Origin of the sequence: Paraburkholderia susongensis (assembly GCF_900177725.1) — a bacterium.
Classification (GTDB): domain Bacteria; phylum Pseudomonadota; class Gammaproteobacteria; order Burkholderiales; family Burkholderiaceae; genus Paraburkholderia; species Paraburkholderia susongensis.
The window spans coordinates 56,596-71,989 of sequence record NZ_FXAT01000018.1; the positions used below are offsets into that span (position 1 = coordinate 56,596).

12 protein-coding genes are annotated in these 15,394 nt (G+C 64.8%); 11 read left to right on the top strand and 1 reads right to left on the bottom strand.

The features are described 5' to 3' along the window. Positions 1 to 108: 108 nt before the first annotated feature. Complete coding sequence (gene icd, locus B9Z01_RS32080; RefSeq protein WP_085489570.1) at positions 109 to 1,365, bottom strand: NADP-dependent isocitrate dehydrogenase; 1,257 nt, start codon at positions 1,363 to 1,365, stop codon at positions 109 to 111. A gap of 459 nt (positions 1,366 to 1,824) precedes the next feature. Between icd and B9Z01_RS32085 the strand changes: the two genes are divergently transcribed. The 11 genes from B9Z01_RS32085 (at position 1,825) to B9Z01_RS32140 (ending at position 15,311) form a co-directional block, all read left to right on the top strand. Beyond that, positions 1,825 to 2,394 (top strand): pseudouridine synthase, encoded by a 570-nt coding sequence (locus B9Z01_RS32085; RefSeq protein ID WP_085489571.1) that lies wholly within the window; start codon positions 1,825 to 1,827, stop codon positions 2,392 to 2,394. Between the two features lie 451 nt (positions 2,395 to 2,845). Further along, entirely contained in the window at positions 2,846 to 3,043 is a 198-nt protein-coding gene (locus B9Z01_RS32090; protein WP_085489572.1) for a hypothetical protein, read from the top strand. A gap of 144 nt (positions 3,044 to 3,187) precedes the next feature. Beyond that, a complete protein-coding gene (locus B9Z01_RS32095; protein ID WP_085489573.1) occupies positions 3,188 to 3,703 on the top strand; it encodes a DUF192 domain-containing protein in 516 nt (171 codons plus the stop codon). Positions 3,704 to 4,013: 310 nt separating this feature from the next. After that, the gene (gene fusA, locus B9Z01_RS32100) at positions 4,014 to 6,122 is read left to right on the top strand and encodes an elongation factor G (RefSeq protein ID WP_085489574.1); all 2,109 of its coding nucleotides are present in this window, start codon (positions 4,014 to 4,016) and stop codon (positions 6,120 to 6,122) included. Positions 6,123 to 6,454: 332 nt separating this feature from the next. Continuing rightward, positions 6,455 to 6,973 (top strand): cupin domain-containing protein, encoded by a 519-nt coding sequence (locus B9Z01_RS32105; protein WP_085489575.1) that lies wholly within the window; start codon positions 6,455 to 6,457, stop codon positions 6,971 to 6,973. A 47-nt stretch (positions 6,974 to 7,020) separates the two neighbouring features. After that, on the top strand, positions 7,021 to 8,040 hold the full coding sequence (locus B9Z01_RS32110) for a HoxN/HupN/NixA family nickel/cobalt transporter (protein WP_085489576.1): 1,020 nt from the start codon (positions 7,021 to 7,023) through the stop codon (positions 8,038 to 8,040). A 413-nt stretch (positions 8,041 to 8,453) separates the two neighbouring features. Beyond that, positions 8,454 to 10,139: an ABC transporter substrate-binding protein gene (locus B9Z01_RS32115; RefSeq protein ID WP_085489639.1), complete on the top strand. Its 1,686-nt coding sequence runs from the start codon at positions 8,454 to 8,456 to the stop codon at positions 10,137 to 10,139. 37 nt (positions 10,140 to 10,176) lie between these two features. Then, positions 10,177 to 11,190, top strand: a complete 1,014-nt coding sequence (locus B9Z01_RS32120) for an ABC transporter permease (protein ID WP_085489577.1) — start codon at positions 10,177 to 10,179, stop codon at positions 11,188 to 11,190. Beyond that, positions 11,187 to 12,101 carry an ABC transporter permease gene (locus B9Z01_RS32125; protein ID WP_085489578.1) on the top strand — a complete coding sequence of 305 codons (915 nt, stop codon included), beginning with the start codon at positions 11,187 to 11,189 and terminating at the stop codon, positions 12,099 to 12,101. The genes B9Z01_RS32120 and B9Z01_RS32125 overlap by 4 nt, the downstream gene beginning before the upstream one ends. Further along, on the top strand, positions 12,098 to 14,461 hold the full coding sequence (locus tag B9Z01_RS36470; RefSeq protein ID WP_244196207.1) for an ABC transporter ATP-binding protein: 2,364 nt from the start codon (positions 12,098 to 12,100) through the stop codon (positions 14,459 to 14,461). Before B9Z01_RS32125 ends, B9Z01_RS36470 begins: the two co-directional genes overlap by 4 nt. A 376-nt stretch (positions 14,462 to 14,837) precedes the next feature. Then, positions 14,838 to 15,311, top strand: a complete 474-nt coding sequence (locus B9Z01_RS32140; RefSeq protein WP_085489579.1) for a hypothetical protein — start codon at positions 14,838 to 14,840, stop codon at positions 15,309 to 15,311. The last annotated feature ends 83 nt before the right edge of the window (positions 15,312 to 15,394 follow it).

A 15,394-nucleotide genomic window follows, 5' to 3' on the forward strand; every position in this document is an offset into this window, starting at 1 on the left:
ATTTTCCGGCTTGAGAAAAACGCGCGGAATCTCCGGATAAAAAAATACCCCGGTCACGTCATCGCGCCGGGGTATTGCAATGCATGCTGGATAATCCCAGCGCATGAATCACATATTCTCGATCATCACTTGCCCAAATCCTGAGCACGACACCTGGGTTGCGCCTTCCATCAGGCGCGCGAAGTCATAGGTCACGCGTTTTTGCAGGATCGATTTTTCCATCGAGCTGATAATCAGGTCCGCCGCCTCGGTCCAGCCGAGATGGCGCAGCATCATTTCCGCCGAGAGAATTTCCGAACCCGGATTCACGTAGTCCTTGCCCGCGTATTTCGGCGCGGTGCCGTGCGTCGCTTCGAACATCGCAACCGAATCCGACAGGTTCGCGCCCGGCGCGATGCCGATGCCGCCTACCTGCGCCGCGAGCGCGTCCGAGACGTAGTCGCCGTTCAGGTTCAGCGTGGCGATCACGTCGTATTCGGCCGGGCGCAGCAAAATCTGCTGCAGGAACGCGTCGGCGATCACGTCCTTCACGACGATGTCGCCGCCCGTCTTCGGATTCTTGACCTTCATCCACGGACCGCCGTCGATCAGCTCCGCGTTGAACTCCTTCTGCGCGAGCGCATAACCGTAGTCGCGGAACGCGCCTTCGGTGAACTTCATGATGTTGCCCTTGTGCACGAGCGTGACCGAGCGGCGCTCGTTGTCGAGCGCATACTGGATCGCCTTGCGCACGAGACGCTCGGTGCCTTCGCGCGACACCGGCTTGATGCCGATGCCCGAAGAATCGGGAAAGCGGATCTTCTTCACGCCCATTTCTTCGCGCAGGAACTTGATGATCTTCTTCGCCTGCTCCGATTCAGCCGCCCATTCGATGCCCGCGTAGATGTCTTCCGAGTTCTCGCGGAAAATCACCATGTTGGTCTTTTCGGGCTCGCGCACCGGCGACGGCACGCCCTTGAAATACTGCACCGGCCGCAGGCACACGTAGAGGTCCAGTTCCTGGCGCAACGCGACGTTCAGCGAGCGGATGCCGCCGCCGACCGGCGTGGTGAGCGGCCCCTTGATCGACACGACGTATTCCTTCACCGCCTGCAGCGTTTCATCGGGCAGCCATACATCCGGGCCGTACACCCTGGTCGCCTTTTCGCCCGCGTAGATTTCCATCCAGTGGATTTTCTTCTTGCCCGCGTACGCTTTCTCGACCGCCGCATCCACGACCTTGATCATGACCGGTGTGATGTCCAGACCCGTGCCGTCGCCCTCGATGTACGGAATGATCGGCTGGTCGGAAACATTGAGCGAGAAATCGGCGTTGACAGTGATCTTGTCGCCACCGGTCGGAACCTTGATGTGCTGATACGGCATGATCGGACTCCAGTGAAAGCTGTGCAAAAGCTGATGGGAGACTGCGCAAGGGGGCGCCCCTCGCCGCGCAATGCCGGACGCCCGCGAGCGGCCTGGCCGCTATTCTAGCCCACGCCTCGCGCGCGGCGAGGCGGCCATGGCTCGGGGTTTTCCAACATGAACGCACGCCGGAGAGTGCTGCACTCTTCTATAAGACACAAGAATCGTTGTCCCGGTTTATGCATTATCATCGCGCCATCCACGACCGGACGATGGCTTCGACAGACCACGCTCACGATGCTTGCCGGATGCCGTCGCCAGATTTTCACGCTGCGCTTTCGCCACGCTTCGTGACGTTTGCGTGACGCACATCGAAGCGCTTCGATGCGCTTCGATGCGCTTCGATGCGCCCCAGTGTGCGCCAATGCGCCCGGCCGCGTCCCCGTCCGCGCGACTTGCGCGACTTTATCCTTCTCTCCTATGCGCCTTCTCGCACTGAACAAGCCGTTCGGCACCATCTGTCAATTCTCGCCGCACGAAACGCGCGCGTCGCTCGCCGACTGGGTCAAGGTGCCCGGCGTGTATCCGGCGGGCCGGCTCGATTCGGACAGCGAAGGCCTGCTGCTTCTGACCGACGACGGCGCGTTGCAGGCACGTATCGCCGAGCCGCGTCACAAACTCGTCAAGCGCTATTGGGCGCAAGTGGAAGGTGCGATCGACGAGGCCGCGTTGAAGAAGCTCGCGAGCGGCGTCGATCTCGGCGACTACGTGACGCGCCCGTGTCGCGCGAATCATGTGGAACCAGGCAGCATGCTCTGGACGCGCACCCCGCCGATCCGCTATCGCGCCGCGATCCCGACCACGTGGATCGAGTTGTCGATCACCGAAGGCAAGAACCGCCAGGTACGGCGCATGACAGCCGCGGTGGGTTTTCCGACACTGCGTCTCGTGCGCGTCGGCGTCGGCGCGCTTGACATTTTTTCACTTGGACTTCAACCGGGCGAGAGTGTCGAGTTGCGATCGAATGCACCGTGGGACGGCGTCGTCTGAACCTGCGAATGCATCGGGACGTCATGCATTTCAGCCATGAATCGCGCTGGCATCAATCGCAGTAACTCGTTGTATCGACAAACAAAATCGCGCGTGAAACCAATGCGTGAAACGCGCGCGAAAAGATGAAGCACACAGGCTTGCAAAAGCCGTCGCGCCGCATTTTCATCATGTGCATCGCGACAAAAATTTTCCGTGGAATTCGCGTCAACCGCTCTGCAGTGCCATACGTTATTCGACGCAGATGCCCCGAAGCTATCCGGCATTCAGCTTTAAAGACCTTTGCATACGCCGTTTTCGCGGCGAGTACGAAAGTCTGAACGCTAGCAGACGCATCGAAAAAAATTTGTTCGATGCATCTGTCAACCGAAAGGTGGATGGCACGTTTACCGACATGACTCTATATAAGCCGGGTCATTTGGTTAATTAACTCAAGCTGAGGATTCACACAATGAACAAACTGATCGCCGCTCTGGTCGCTGGCCTCTTCGCAACGGCAGCATTCGCACAAGCTTCGGCACCGGAAGCAGCTTCGGCAGCGCCGGCAGCAGCAGCTTCGTCGGCAAAGAAGACCACGAAGCACCACGCTCACAAGAAGTCGCACAAGAAGGCAGCTGCTGCTGCTGCAGCTTCGGCAGCGTCGGAGTAAGTTTGTTGTAAAAACGCAGTCAAGAACTCGCTTCATTGCCGTTCTTACGGCGTTGTAAGGCAGATCACCGCAAGGCGATCTGCCTTTTTGTTTTTGACGCGCTCGCGTAACATGCGCGAATTAATTTGAGCAAGGAGTCATGCCGTGCGATTTTCCATGCGCTCGTTGATGGCGCGTTTCGCTATTGCCGTTGCACTGCCGCTCGCGGCAATCTCGTTCGCGGCCACCAGCGCCCCCGTCCATGCGCAGCAGATGCCACCGGGCGCCAAGCAGCCGAGTGAATTTCCGCGCGTCAAGCTGACCGCGGGCATGTTCGTGATCGACGCGGCCGTCGCCGCCAACGACGCGGACCGTGAACAGGGCTTGATGTACCGCACGAATCTCGCCCCGAACGAAGGCATGCTGTTCGTGTTCAACGAGAACGCGGGCCACTGCTTCTGGATGAAGAACACGTTGATCCCGCTGTCGATCGCGTTCATGCGCGCCGACGGCACGATCACCGACATCGACGAGATGCAGGCCGAGACCACCAACAACCACTGCCCGACGCACAACGGCGTGTTCGCGCTCGAGATGAGCAAGGGCTGGTTCACGTCGAAGGGCATCAAGCCGGGCATGCAGATTCAGGGTTTGCCGCCGGTGCCGGGGATGACGCAGTAAGCTCACGCGCGCGGCGAAACCGGCAGGCGGCGGGATGAACAGCGCGTCCTGCCGCACATCGGGCGGCGCTCCACGCCGCCCCGCCGTTCCAGCGCGTTTCCAGAAAAAGCCGGCGCCTGCCACGGGCGCCGGCTTTTTTTCGTTCGCGCAGCCACGCGCGAACCCGCCTCCCGCCCGCCAGCAGGATTCATGCAAAAGACCAACCGACGCGCTATCCTTGTAATCTCGATCCAGCAGCATCCAGACTTCCCGGGCGGCCCCAACGGCCGCCCGGCATGCGTTTCAGGCGCGCCATTCCAAGGAGGTTCACGTGCCCCGCAAGACTCCCATCGAGCGCTACCGGAATATCGGCATCAGCGCTCACATCGATGCCGGCAAAACCACCACTACTGAACGCATCCTGTTCTACACCGGCGTGACCCACAAGATCGGCGAGGTTCACGACGGCGCGGCGACGATGGACTGGATGGAACAGGAGCAGGAGCGCGGCATCACGATCACGTCGGCGGCCACGACCGCGTTCTGGAAAGGCATGGCCGGCAACTATCCCGAGCATCGGATCAACATCATCGACACCCCGGGCCACGTCGACTTCACGATCGAAGTCGAGCGCTCGATGCGCGTGCTCGACGGCGCGTGCATGGTCTACGACTCGGTCGGCGGCGTGCAGCCGCAATCGGAAACCGTGTGGCGCCAGGCGAACAAGTACAAGGTGCCGCGCATCGCCTTCGTCAACAAGATGGACCGCGTCGGCGCCGATTTCTTCCGCGTGCAGCGGCAGATCGGCGAGCGTCTGAAGGGGGTCGCCGTGCCGATCCAGATTCCGATCGGCGCGGAAGAGCATTTCCAGGGCGTGGTCGATCTCGTGAAGATGAAGGCGATCTACTGGGACGACGCCAGCCAGGGCATCAAGTTCGAGTACCGCGAGATTCCGGCTGAACTCGCGGCCACCGCGAAGGAATGGCACGACAAGATGGTCGAGGCCGCCGCCGAGGCGAACGAGGAGCTGCTCGAAAAGTATCTGGGCGGCGAGCACCACCTGACCGAAGAAGAAATCAAGCACGGCATCCGCGCGCGCACGATCGCCAACGAGATCGTGCCGATGCTGTGCGGCAGTGCGTTCAAGAACAAGGGCGTGCAGGCGATGCTCGACGCGGTGATCGACTATCTGCCCTCGCCCGTCGACGTGCCCGCAATCACCGGTCACGACGAGCACGACAAGGAGATCGAACGGCATCCTAACGACGACGATCCGTTCTCGGCGCTCGCCTTCAAGATCATGACCGACCCGTTCGTCGGCCAGCTGATCTTCTTCCGCGTGTATTCGGGCGTCGTCAATTCGGGCGACACGGTCTACAACGCGATCAAGGAAAAAAAGGAGCGCCTCGGCCGCATCCTGCAGATGCACGCGAACGAGCGCAAGGAAATCAAGGAGGTCTATGCGGGCGACATCGCCGCGGCGGTCGGCCTGAAGGAAGCCACCACCGGCGACACGCTCTGCGATCCTAACCATGTGATCATCCTCGAAAAGATGATCTTCCCCGACCCGGTGATCTCGCAGGCCGTCGAGCCGAAGACCAAGGCCGATCAGGAAAAGATGGGCATCGCGCTGAACCGTCTTGCGCAGGAAGACCCGTCGTTCCGCGTGCAGACGGATGAAGAATCGGGCCAAACGATCATCTCCGGCATGGGCGAGCTGCACCTCGAAATTCTGGTCGACCGCATGAAGCGCGAGTTCGGCGTGGAAGCGACCGTCGGCAAGCCGCAGGTGGCTTACCGCGAAACGGTGCGCAACAAGGTCGAGGACGTCGAAGGCAAGTTCGTCAAGCAGTCGGGCGGGCGTGGTCAGTACGGCCACGCGGTGATCTCGCTCGAGCCGGCTGAACAGGGCAAGGGCTACGAGTTCGTCGATGCGATCAAGGGCGGCGTGATTCCGCGCGAATTCATCCCGGCCGTCGACAAGGGCATCCAGGAAACGCTGAAGGCCGGCGTGCTCGCGGGCTATCCGGTGGTCGACGTGAAGGTGACGCTCACGTTCGGTTCGTACCACGATGTCGACTCGAACGAAAACGCGTTCCGCATGGCCGGCTCGATGGCGTTCAAGGAAGCGATGCGCAAGGCCAGGCCCATTCTGCTCGAACCGATGATGGCCGTCGAGGTGGAAACGCCCGAAGACTTCATGGGCAACGTGATGGGCGACCTGTCGAGCCGGCGTGGCATGGTGCAGGGCATGGAAGACATCGCGGGCGGCGGCGGCAAGCTCGTGCGCGCGGAAGTGCCGCTCGCCGAGATGTTCGGCTACTCGACGTCGCTGCGCTCGGCCACCCAGGGCCGGGCGACCTACACGATGGAGTTCAAGCACTACGCCGAAACGCCGAGCAACGTCGCCGAAGCCGTGATCAACGCGAAGAAGCAATGACGCCGGCGCGGCGGTGTCGGGCGCGGCAAGCCAGCCCTTTGCCGCGCTGCATGCCAGCAACGATGCCGCCGTCGACGCCAACGGCTCGAAGCCCGCTCCGTGTGAGCGGGCTTTTTTTCGCGGCGCTGTTCGCGCGCGGCGCTGCATCACGCACACGTTTTTTGAACGTGCCAGAATGTCGGACAGCCTGACTGGACGAGCTTCAATGGAGCCCTCTGCTAATAGCCTGCACTGAAACACGATGCTTGAAGCACGTCCCTGAAACGCAAAACCCAGGCGCAAAACCCAAGCGACGGACTCGAACACGGCGCTCACGCCGAGGAGGAGACACCATGAGCCAGGATCACGAACATCCGCATTACCGGGCCGAGCACGAGGCCGCCGCGCAGATCGACTGGCGCGAGCACGGCGTGAAAGTCATCCGCGGCGATCAACTCGACACCAACACCGCTCAGACGCCCGGCATGAATCGCGCCGCCGCGATCAACGCGGCGCGCGTCGGCGCGCAAAAAATCTGGGCGGGCACCGTGACGATCCATCCGAACGCGAAGACCGGTGCGCATCATCACGGCGCGCTCGAAAGCGTGATCTACGTCGTGCGCGGCCAGGCGCGCATGCGCTGGGGCGAACACCTCGAATTCACCGCGGAAGCCGGCCCCGGCGACTTCATCTTCGTGCCGCCCTATGTGCCGCATCAGGAGATCAATGCAAGCACCGACGAGCCGCTCGAATGTGTGCTGGTGCGCAGCGACAACGAAGCGGTCGTGGTCAATCTGAACATCGACGCAGTGGAACAGCCCGAAGCGGTCTACTGGGTCGATCCGATTCACAAGCATCCGCACGATCACTGACCCACCGACTAACCTGCCCGATTGCTGCCCGATTGTCTGCGCGCCTCATGACGCCCACCGCCTCGCTGCGCCCTCGCCTCGTCACGCTGTATGCCGTGCTGATCGCCGCCAACCTCGCTGCATGGGCGTGGGCGCTCGTCGCGTTTCGCCACTATCCGCTGCTGCTCGGCACCGCCCTGCTCGCGTATGGCTTCGGTCTGCGCCATGCGGTCGACGCCGACCACATCGCCGCGATCGACGCCGTCACGCGCAAGCTCATGCAGACCGGCAAGCGGCCGCTCGGCGTCGGGCTCGCGTTTTCGCTCGGTCATTCGACAATCGTGATCGCGGCGACGCTCGGCATCGCATGGACCACGCATTCGCTGCACGGACGCTTCGAGAGCTTCAAGGAAGTCGGCGGCACGCTCGGCACCCTCGTCTCCGCGACGTTTCTGCTCGTGCTCGCGGCGGTCAATCTCGTGATCCTGCGCGACGTCTGGCGCCGCTACCGGCATGCGCAACAAGGGGGCGAAGCGGCGCCGCAGTCCGCCGGCGCCATCGCGCCAGTTGGCCTGTTCTCGCGCGCCTTGCGGCCGCTGTTCCGGCTCGTGACGAAAAGCTGGCACATGTACCCGGTCGGCGTGCTGTTCGGGCTCGGCTTCGACACCGCCACCGAGATCGGCCTGCTCGCGATCGCCGCGTCGCAGGCGAGCACGGGCCTGCCGCTCTATTCGATCCTCGTGTTTCCGGCGCTCTTCACGGCCGGCATGACGCTCGTCGATTCGACCGACAACGTGCTGATGGTGCACGCCTACGGCTGGGCCATGGACGACCCGAAGCGCAAGCTCTACTACAACGCGAGCATCACGTTCGTGTCCGCGATGGTCGCGATCGTGATCGGCGGCGTCGAGGCATTGGGGCTGCTGTCGGAGCACTTCAACTGGAGCGGGGGCGTTTGGGATGCGGTCGCGGGCATCAACGATCATTTCGGCGCGCTCGGCTACGGCATCGTTGCGGCCTTCATGGCGTGCTGGATCGGCTCGGTGCTGTTTCATCGCTGGCGCCGGCCGGATGCGGCGGTGCGGTAAGACCCTGCCTGGCGCGAGTCTCCAGAGTCTCCATGGTAAATCTCACTGCAAGCGCATCGTGCGACCAGTAAGGATTCCGACGCGGCATTGACGGTTCGTTCGTGATGACGGCTGCGCATCGCGGCAATCATGGCAGTGGCGGTTGCGGCAACGGTTACGCCAAGCGCGGGGCCAACCGTTGCAGTGACGACACACAGCGGCTCCTTTATCGGCCGATCGGCAAGCCCGCAACGCCGCAAGCGCGCCAGAGCCGCAAGCAATCGCTTACACTGAAACCGCATTGCGCAGCGTTGCGCTTTCGCCGATCGCCGCGGCCACACGCCACGGGCCCGAAAGCGCGCTGCACCTCGCGCTGTCGCGCGGCTCGCGCGACGCTTCAGAACCGGCAGCAGAACGGACTGGACACTCCATCGATGAAAACACCCGCGGACCGATTTCTCGCACTTCATCCAGCACTGAACGCAGCCCGCTCCACCGCCGACGCCTACGGCAACCACGCCATCGACGAATTCCTTGCCGGCCGCATCACGCGGCGCGAGCTGCTGCGCCACGCGAGCGTGATCGGTCTGGCGCTCGCGGGCGGCGGTTTGCTCGGCATGTCGCGCGCGCATGCGCAAAACGCGCCCGGCGCAGCGGGCACATCGAACCAGACGATCCGCGTTGCGCATCTGACGCCGGCGGGAGCCGTCGATCCGCTCACCGTGACCGACGCCGCGAGCCTCGCGCTGCTGAACCAGACCGGCGAATTCCTGATCGACGACGACGGTGAAAAGCTCATGCTGAGGCCGGCGCTCGCGCTGTCGTGGAAGCCGAACGACAAGGGCGACGTGTGGACCTTCAAGCTGCGCCCCAACGTGAAATTCCACGACGGCCAAAGCTTCGGCGCGAAAGACGTGGTCGCCACGTTCGACCGTCTCGCCGACCCGGCGAGCGGCTCGGCCGCGCTCTCGGTCTTGAAGGGGGTGCTGTCGAAGGGCGGCGCGAAAGTGGTCGACGAACACACGGTCGAATTTCATCTCGATGCGCCGAACGGCAATTTCCCGTACTACGTTTCTTCGGATAATTACAACGGCGTGATCCTGCCCGCGAATTACGCGGGCAATTACGAAAAGAGCTTCATCGGCACAGGTCCGTTCAGGTTCGAGAAGTATCAGCCGAAGATCGGCGCCTCATTCGTACGCAATCCCGACTATTGGGGAGAAAAAGCGTTACCGCAACGCGTACAGTTCACGTTCTACGCCGACGAGCAGGCGCAGCTGCTTGCATTGCAGGGCCATCAGGCCGACGTGATGGGCACCTTCACCGTGCAGGGCGGCGCGAGCATTCTGAACAATCCCGACTACAAGGCCGTTGGTGTGAAGTCGAGCGCGCACCGGCAGATTCACATGCGCAACGACAGCCCGCTCTTCAAGGACAAGCGGGTGCGCCAGGCGCTCGCGCTGTCGCTCGATCGCGATGTGATCGTGCGCGGCCTCTTCAAGGGCCGCGCGCAACTCGGCAACGATAGTCCATTCGCGCCGGTGTTTCCGTCGTCGGACGCGGGCGTGCCGCAACGCAGGATCGACGTCGCGAAAGCGAAGCAACTGCTCGCGCAGGCGGGCGTGCCGAACGGCTTCGACGTCACGCTGACCACCGAAAAATACATGGAGATTCCCGACCTCGCGGTGGTCGTGCAGAACGCCGCGAAGGCGATCGGCGTGCGCATCAATCTGAAGGTCGAAAGCCAGTCGCTCTACTACGGCGCGGGCACGCCGGGCAAATCCGACTGGCTCGACTCGCCGCTCGGCATCACCGACTACGGCCATCGCGGCGTGCCGAACGTGTTCCTCAACGCGCCGCTCACGAGCAACGGCACGTGGAACGCCGCGCACTTCAGGAATCCGCAATACGATCAACTGGTCGCGCAGTTCGTCGCGGCGATCGACCTCGCCACGCAGAGGAAAATCTCCGGACAGATCCAGACGCTGCTGCTCGACGAAACGCCGCTCATCATCCCGTTCTTCTACGATCAATTGATCGCGATGCGCAAAGGCGTGAACGGCGTGCGCTTCACCGCGCTCGCGCAGCTCTATTTCGACCGCGCGACGCTGAGCGCGTAAGCGTCGGCGCGTTTGGGCATTTGCGCAGGAGTTCACGATGTCGGCCAAGGCGTCCCCTTCCCCATCGCGAGCGGCGGCGAACGGCAACGCGGGCCGCGTCGCGCGTTTTCTCGCGACGCGCGCGGGCCTCTCGCTTGTCACGCTGTGGCTGCTGTCGCTGATCGTCTTCGCGGGCGGCCAGCTGCTGCCCGGCGATATCGGCCGCGCGGTGCTCGGCCCGCTCGCCGATGCGCGCGCGGTCGCCGCGCTCAATCATCAGCTCGGCGCGGATCGTCCGCTCGTCACGCAATACGTCGACTGGATCACGCATTTCGTGCGCGGCGACATGGGACTTTCGTATGCGTACCGCGAACCGGTCGGGCCGTTCATCGCCGACGCGCTCGCGCATTCGGCGAAGCTCGGCCTCTTCGCGTTCATCGTCGTCGTGCCGCTCGGCATTGCGGGCGGCGTCTGGTCGGCGATGCACGCGGGGCGCTGGCTCGATCGCACGATCAGCATCGCGGGCTTGTCAGCGACGGTGGTGCCGGAATTCGTGTCGTCGATCGCGTTGATTCTCGTATTCGGCGTCTGGCTGCGCTGGCTGCCGATCGAAGCGTCGTACCCGCCCGGCGCGAGCGTCTTCGAGCAGTTGCGGTATCTGGTGCTGCCGGTGCTGCCGCTCGTGTTCGTCTTCTTCGGCTATATCGCGCGGATGGCGCGCGCAGGCACCGTCGAAGCGCTCGACGCCGACTATACGCGCACCGCGATCCTCAAAGGCCTGCCGCGCCACGTCGTGATCTGGCGCCACGTTTTGCGCAACGCGCTGTTGCCGACCATCACGGTCGCCGCGACGCAGCTCGGCTACATGATCGGCGGACTCGTCGTGGTCGAGACGCTGTTCCACTACCAGGGCATCGGCTCGCTGATCTACAACGCAGCCAAGGCGAAGGACTTTCCGATGCTCGAAGCGGGCGTGCTGACGATCGGCGTGGTCTACACGCTGGCGAACCTCGTCGCCGATGCGCTGCACGTGCTGCTCAATCCGCGGCTGCGGGTGAGGAGCGCGCAATGAGCGCGACCTTGCCGCCGGCTTCGTCCACGCCACCCGGCCCGCCCACACCGCCTGCGCCGGGCTCTGCGCCGCGCTCCAGCGCCGAGCCCCGCTTTGCGCGTCTGCGCCTGCTGCTGCGCTCGCCGACCTTCGTCGTCGGCGCGCTGATCGTCGCATGGTGGATCGGCTGCGCCATCGCCGGGCCGTGGTTCGTGCCTCTCGATCCGTATGCCTCCGATCCGCTCAACTCGCTCGCGCCACCCGATCACACGCACTGGTTCGGCACCGACCAGCTCGGCCGCGACGTGTTCTCGCGCGTGATCGTCGGTGCGCGCGACATCCTCACGATCGCGCCGCTCGCGACGCTGCTCGGCACCGCGGCGGGCACCGTGCTCGGGCTCGTCGTCGGCTACTTCGAGGGCTGGGTCGACAACGTCGTGGGCCGCATGATCGACGCGGTGCTCGCGCTGCCGCTCGTGATCGTCGCGCTGCTCGCGCTCGCCGCGCTCGGCGCGTCGAACTTCACGGTGATCCTCGTGATCGGTATCACGTTCGCGCCGATCACCGCGCGCACCGTACGCGCCGCCGTATTCGCCGAGCGGCATCTCGACTACGTCGCCGCCGCGCAACTGCGCGGCGAGCGCGCGCCCTACATCATGTTCGCGGAAATCCTGCCGAACGTGCTGCCGCCGATCGTCGTCGAAGCGACCGTGCGGCTCGGCTATGCGATCTTCGCGGTCGCGACGCTGTCGTTTCTCGGCTTCGGCATCCAGCCGCCCTCGGCCGACTGGGGGCTCGCGCTGTCCGAGTCGTACACGCTGATGGCGGGCGGCGCCTGGTGGACCGTCGTGTTCGCGGCGGGCGCGATCGCCTCGCTGGTGGTCGGCGTGAACCTGATCGCCGACGCCGTGCAGGGAGTGCTCGACCGATGAACGCGCAGCCCTCCTCCTCCGCGGCGTTCGCGGCCTTCGACGTGTCGAGGAGCGATCGTACCGACGCGCTGACCATCGTCGGCCTGACGGTCGCGTACCGCGTGCGCGGACGCGACCGCGACGTGCTGCAGGACATCTCGTTTCGCGTGCGCCGCGGCGAAGCGTATGGGCTCGTCGGCGAGTCGGGCTGCGGCAAGTCGACCGTCGCGATGGCGGCGCTGCGCTATCTGCCGCGCAACGGCAAGGTGAAAGCGGGCAAGATCGTGATCGCCGGCGAGGACGTGCAGAAGCTCGGCGCCGATGCGCTGCGCAGCATGCGCGCGACGACGATCTCGATGGTCTATCAGGATCCGGGGCGCGCGTTGAATCCGTCGCTGACGATCGCGCGACAGGTCTCCGAAGCATTCGAAGCGGCCGGCGCCGCACGCGACGAAGCGCTGCAACGCACGCTCGAGATGCTCAGGCGCGTGCGCATCGCCGCGCCCGAGCGCGTGATGGACAGCTATCCTCATCAATTGTCGGGCGGCATGCAGCAGCGCGTCGTGATCGCGATGGCGCTCGCGTCGAACCCCGCCCTGCTGATTCTCGACGAACCGACCACCGGGCTCGACGCGACGGTCGAAGCGGAAGTGCTCGACCTCGTCGCGCAACTGCGCAAGGAGCTCGGCACCGCGGTGCTGTTCATCAGCCACAACCTCGCGGTGATCGAGCGCATGTGCGAGCGCGTCGGTGTGCTGTATGCGGGCAAGCTCGTCGAGGAAGGCGCGACGCGCGACGTCTTCACGCGGCCGCGTCATCCCTACACCGTGGGGTTGCTGCGGTGCCTGCCGGGCGCCGGGCGCAGCAAGGACAGCGAACGGCTCGATACGATCGCGGGCGGCCTGCCGCTGCCGGGCTCGGTCGTGCAAGGCTGCATCTACGCGGAACGCTGCCGTCTCGCCGACGATCGCTGCCGTCGCGAAGCGCCTCCACCCTACAGGCTCTGCGCGGCGCACGGCGACCAGATGGCGCGCTGTCACTATCACGAACGCGCGATCGAATTGCCGCGCGCGGCGTCGAATGCGCCCGAAGCGCCCCCCGCGTCGCACGATGCGTTACCTGATACGTTGCCTCGCATGTTGCCCGATGGCCTGCCTGATGGCCTGCCTGATGCGGTGTCAGATGCAGTGTCCGGTGCATCGCCCCATGCGTTGCCCGCTGTATTGCCCGCCGCATTGCCCGCGGTATTGCCCAATGACGCGCGCGATGCAGGCGATGCGCGGCAACGCGAGCCGTCGTCTACGGTGCTGCGCGCGCGGAATCTGTCGAAGACGTTCCACGTGTCGGGTGCGCCGCTGCGCGCGGTCGACGATGTTTCGCTCGAACTCGCGAGCGGCGAAACGCTCGGGCTCGTCGGCGAATCGGGCAGCGGCAAGACGACGCTCGCGAAGCTGATGCTCGGCCTGCTCACGCCCGATGCGGGCAGCGTGCTCGAACTCGACGGCGCGCCGCTCGCCGCACGCGTCACGCGCCGCAGCGGCGAGCAACTGAAGTCGCTGCAGATCGTGTTCCAGAATCCGGACTCGGCGCTCAATCGCGCGCATTCGGTGAAGCGGCTGATCGGCCGCGCGCTCACACGCTTCACGGCGCTGCGCGGTCCCGCGATCGACGAACGGCTCGCTGCCTTGACCGCCGCCGTGCGTCTGCCGGAGCGCTATCTCGATTCGCGCTCGCGGCAGCTGTCGGGCGGACTCAAGCAGCGCGTCGCGATTGCGCGCGCGTTTGCCGGCGAGCCGCGCGTCGTGGTCTGCGACGAGCCGACCTCGTCGCTCGACGTATCGGTGCAGGCCGCGATCCTGAACCTGCTCGCCGACCTGCAGCGCGAGCGCGACGTCAGCTACGTGTTCATCTCGCACGATCTGCACGTGGTGCGCTACGTGTCGGATCGCATCGCGGTGCTCTATCTCGGCCGGCTGCTCGAGATCGGGCCGGCCGCCGCGGTGTTCGACGGGCCGCAGCATCCGTATACCGAGGCGCTGCTCTCCGCGGTGCCGACGCTGCACGGCGATGGCGCGCCCGGCGACGAGCGGCGGCAGCCGGCGCGCATCCATCTGTCCGGCGAGCTGCCGGGCGCGGGCGCCATGCCGTCGGGCTGCGTCTTTCACACGCGCTGTCCGCGCAAGCTAGGCGCGATCTGCGAGCAGCAGGATCCGCCTTTTCTCGATGCGGGCGGTGACCCGGCGCAGGCTCGCGCGCACCTGATACGCTGCCATATCCCCGTCGATACGTTGCGCGCGCTGCAAACCAGCGCACGCGATAACGGCGCGGGCAAGCCGGCGGACAGCGGCAATCCTGGCGACGCGGCGCATGATGGCGGGTAATTTTCCGTAACCCCGTTGCCCGGCTCCATCGCGCCGACGCGATGGCTCGACGTCGCACGAGCCACGGATAGTGGGCCCGTGCTCTACCCGCCGGCGGCATGTACCGGCATACTGTCCGCTATCCGCCGGCAACGACGGTGACGTCCCGGTCCCCCGGGTCGAACGTCACCGCCCGAAGCCGGTCGGAGCGACCCGCCCGCCTTCGGCACGAGCGCCAATGGAACGCGACAGAGCGCGCAACGGCAATCGCCGGACCGTCACGCGAACCGCGCCACAGGCGGTGGGAACACAACCTCCATTGCGTGCGAGTGTTATGGAACCAATCCGAGACGATCGCCTCATATCAGATTCAACAATCGACATGAGGGCCCACAACATGCAACGAAATGTCCCCCCCTCCGCGACACGCGCGGCCGCCGCCGTGCTGATGGCCGCCGCACTGGGCCTCGCATCGCTCGCCAATGCGCAAACGCCGGCGCCCGCCTCGTCCCAGCAGATGCGGCAAACCATGTCGCAGGCCGCGCCGCCGGTCGACCCGACGTTCTCGGCCTACACCCTCGTGCAAATGTGCAAGCAGCGCAACGACAACGCCGCGCAAGCCGGATGCGTCGGCGCGATCCGCGGCATCATCCACGGCTATCAGTACGGGGTGCTGTTCCTCGGCCAGCGCGCCACCATGCCCGCCAACGAGACGCAGCGCGTGTCGCTGTGTCTGAGCAATGTGCCGGTGTCGTCGCTCATCGACGACTTCCTCGCGGATGCCGCCCAGGTCGACGAAGACTCCCTCAAGCACACGCCCGCCGAAGTCGCCGTGCTCGGCTCCGTGCACCTGCACCACGCCTGCACCTAAGCGCAACGGCATCGCCGGGGTCCCCTGCGGGACCGTCAACGCCCTCCATGAAGCGCGCCGCCGCATCGCAAGCGGCGGCCGCG

What these genes read in the sequence shown, in the direction of transcription:
- B9Z01_RS32125 (WP_085489578.1), top strand. Translation starts at nt 11,187, where the DNA reads ATGAGCGCGACCTTGCCGCCGGCTTCGTCCACGCCACCCGGCCCGCCC.
- B9Z01_RS32105 (WP_085489575.1), top strand. Translation starts at nt 6,455, where the DNA reads ATGAGCCAGGATCACGAACATCCGCATTACCGGGCCGAGCACGAGGCC.
- B9Z01_RS32120 (WP_085489577.1), top strand. Translation starts at nt 10,177, where the DNA reads ATGTCGGCCAAGGCGTCCCCTTCCCCATCGCGAGCGGCGGCGAACGGC.
- B9Z01_RS32140 (WP_085489579.1), top strand. Translation starts at nt 14,838, where the DNA reads ATGCAACGAAATGTCCCCCCCTCCGCGACACGCGCGGCCGCCGCCGTG.
- B9Z01_RS36470 (WP_244196207.1), top strand. Translation starts at nt 12,098, where the DNA reads ATGAACGCGCAGCCCTCCTCCTCCGCGGCGTTCGCGGCCTTCGACGTG.
- B9Z01_RS32115 (WP_085489639.1), top strand. Translation starts at nt 8,454, where the DNA reads ATGAAAACACCCGCGGACCGATTTCTCGCACTTCATCCAGCACTGAAC.
- B9Z01_RS32110 (WP_085489576.1), top strand. Translation starts at nt 7,021, where the DNA reads ATGACGCCCACCGCCTCGCTGCGCCCTCGCCTCGTCACGCTGTATGCC.
- icd (WP_085489570.1), bottom strand. Translation starts at nt 1,365, where the DNA reads ATGCCGTATCAGCACATCAAGGTTCCGACCGGTGGCGACAAGATCACT.
- B9Z01_RS32085 (WP_085489571.1), top strand. Translation starts at nt 1,825, where the DNA reads ATGCGCCTTCTCGCACTGAACAAGCCGTTCGGCACCATCTGTCAATTC.
- B9Z01_RS32090 (WP_085489572.1), top strand. Translation starts at nt 2,846, where the DNA reads ATGAACAAACTGATCGCCGCTCTGGTCGCTGGCCTCTTCGCAACGGCA.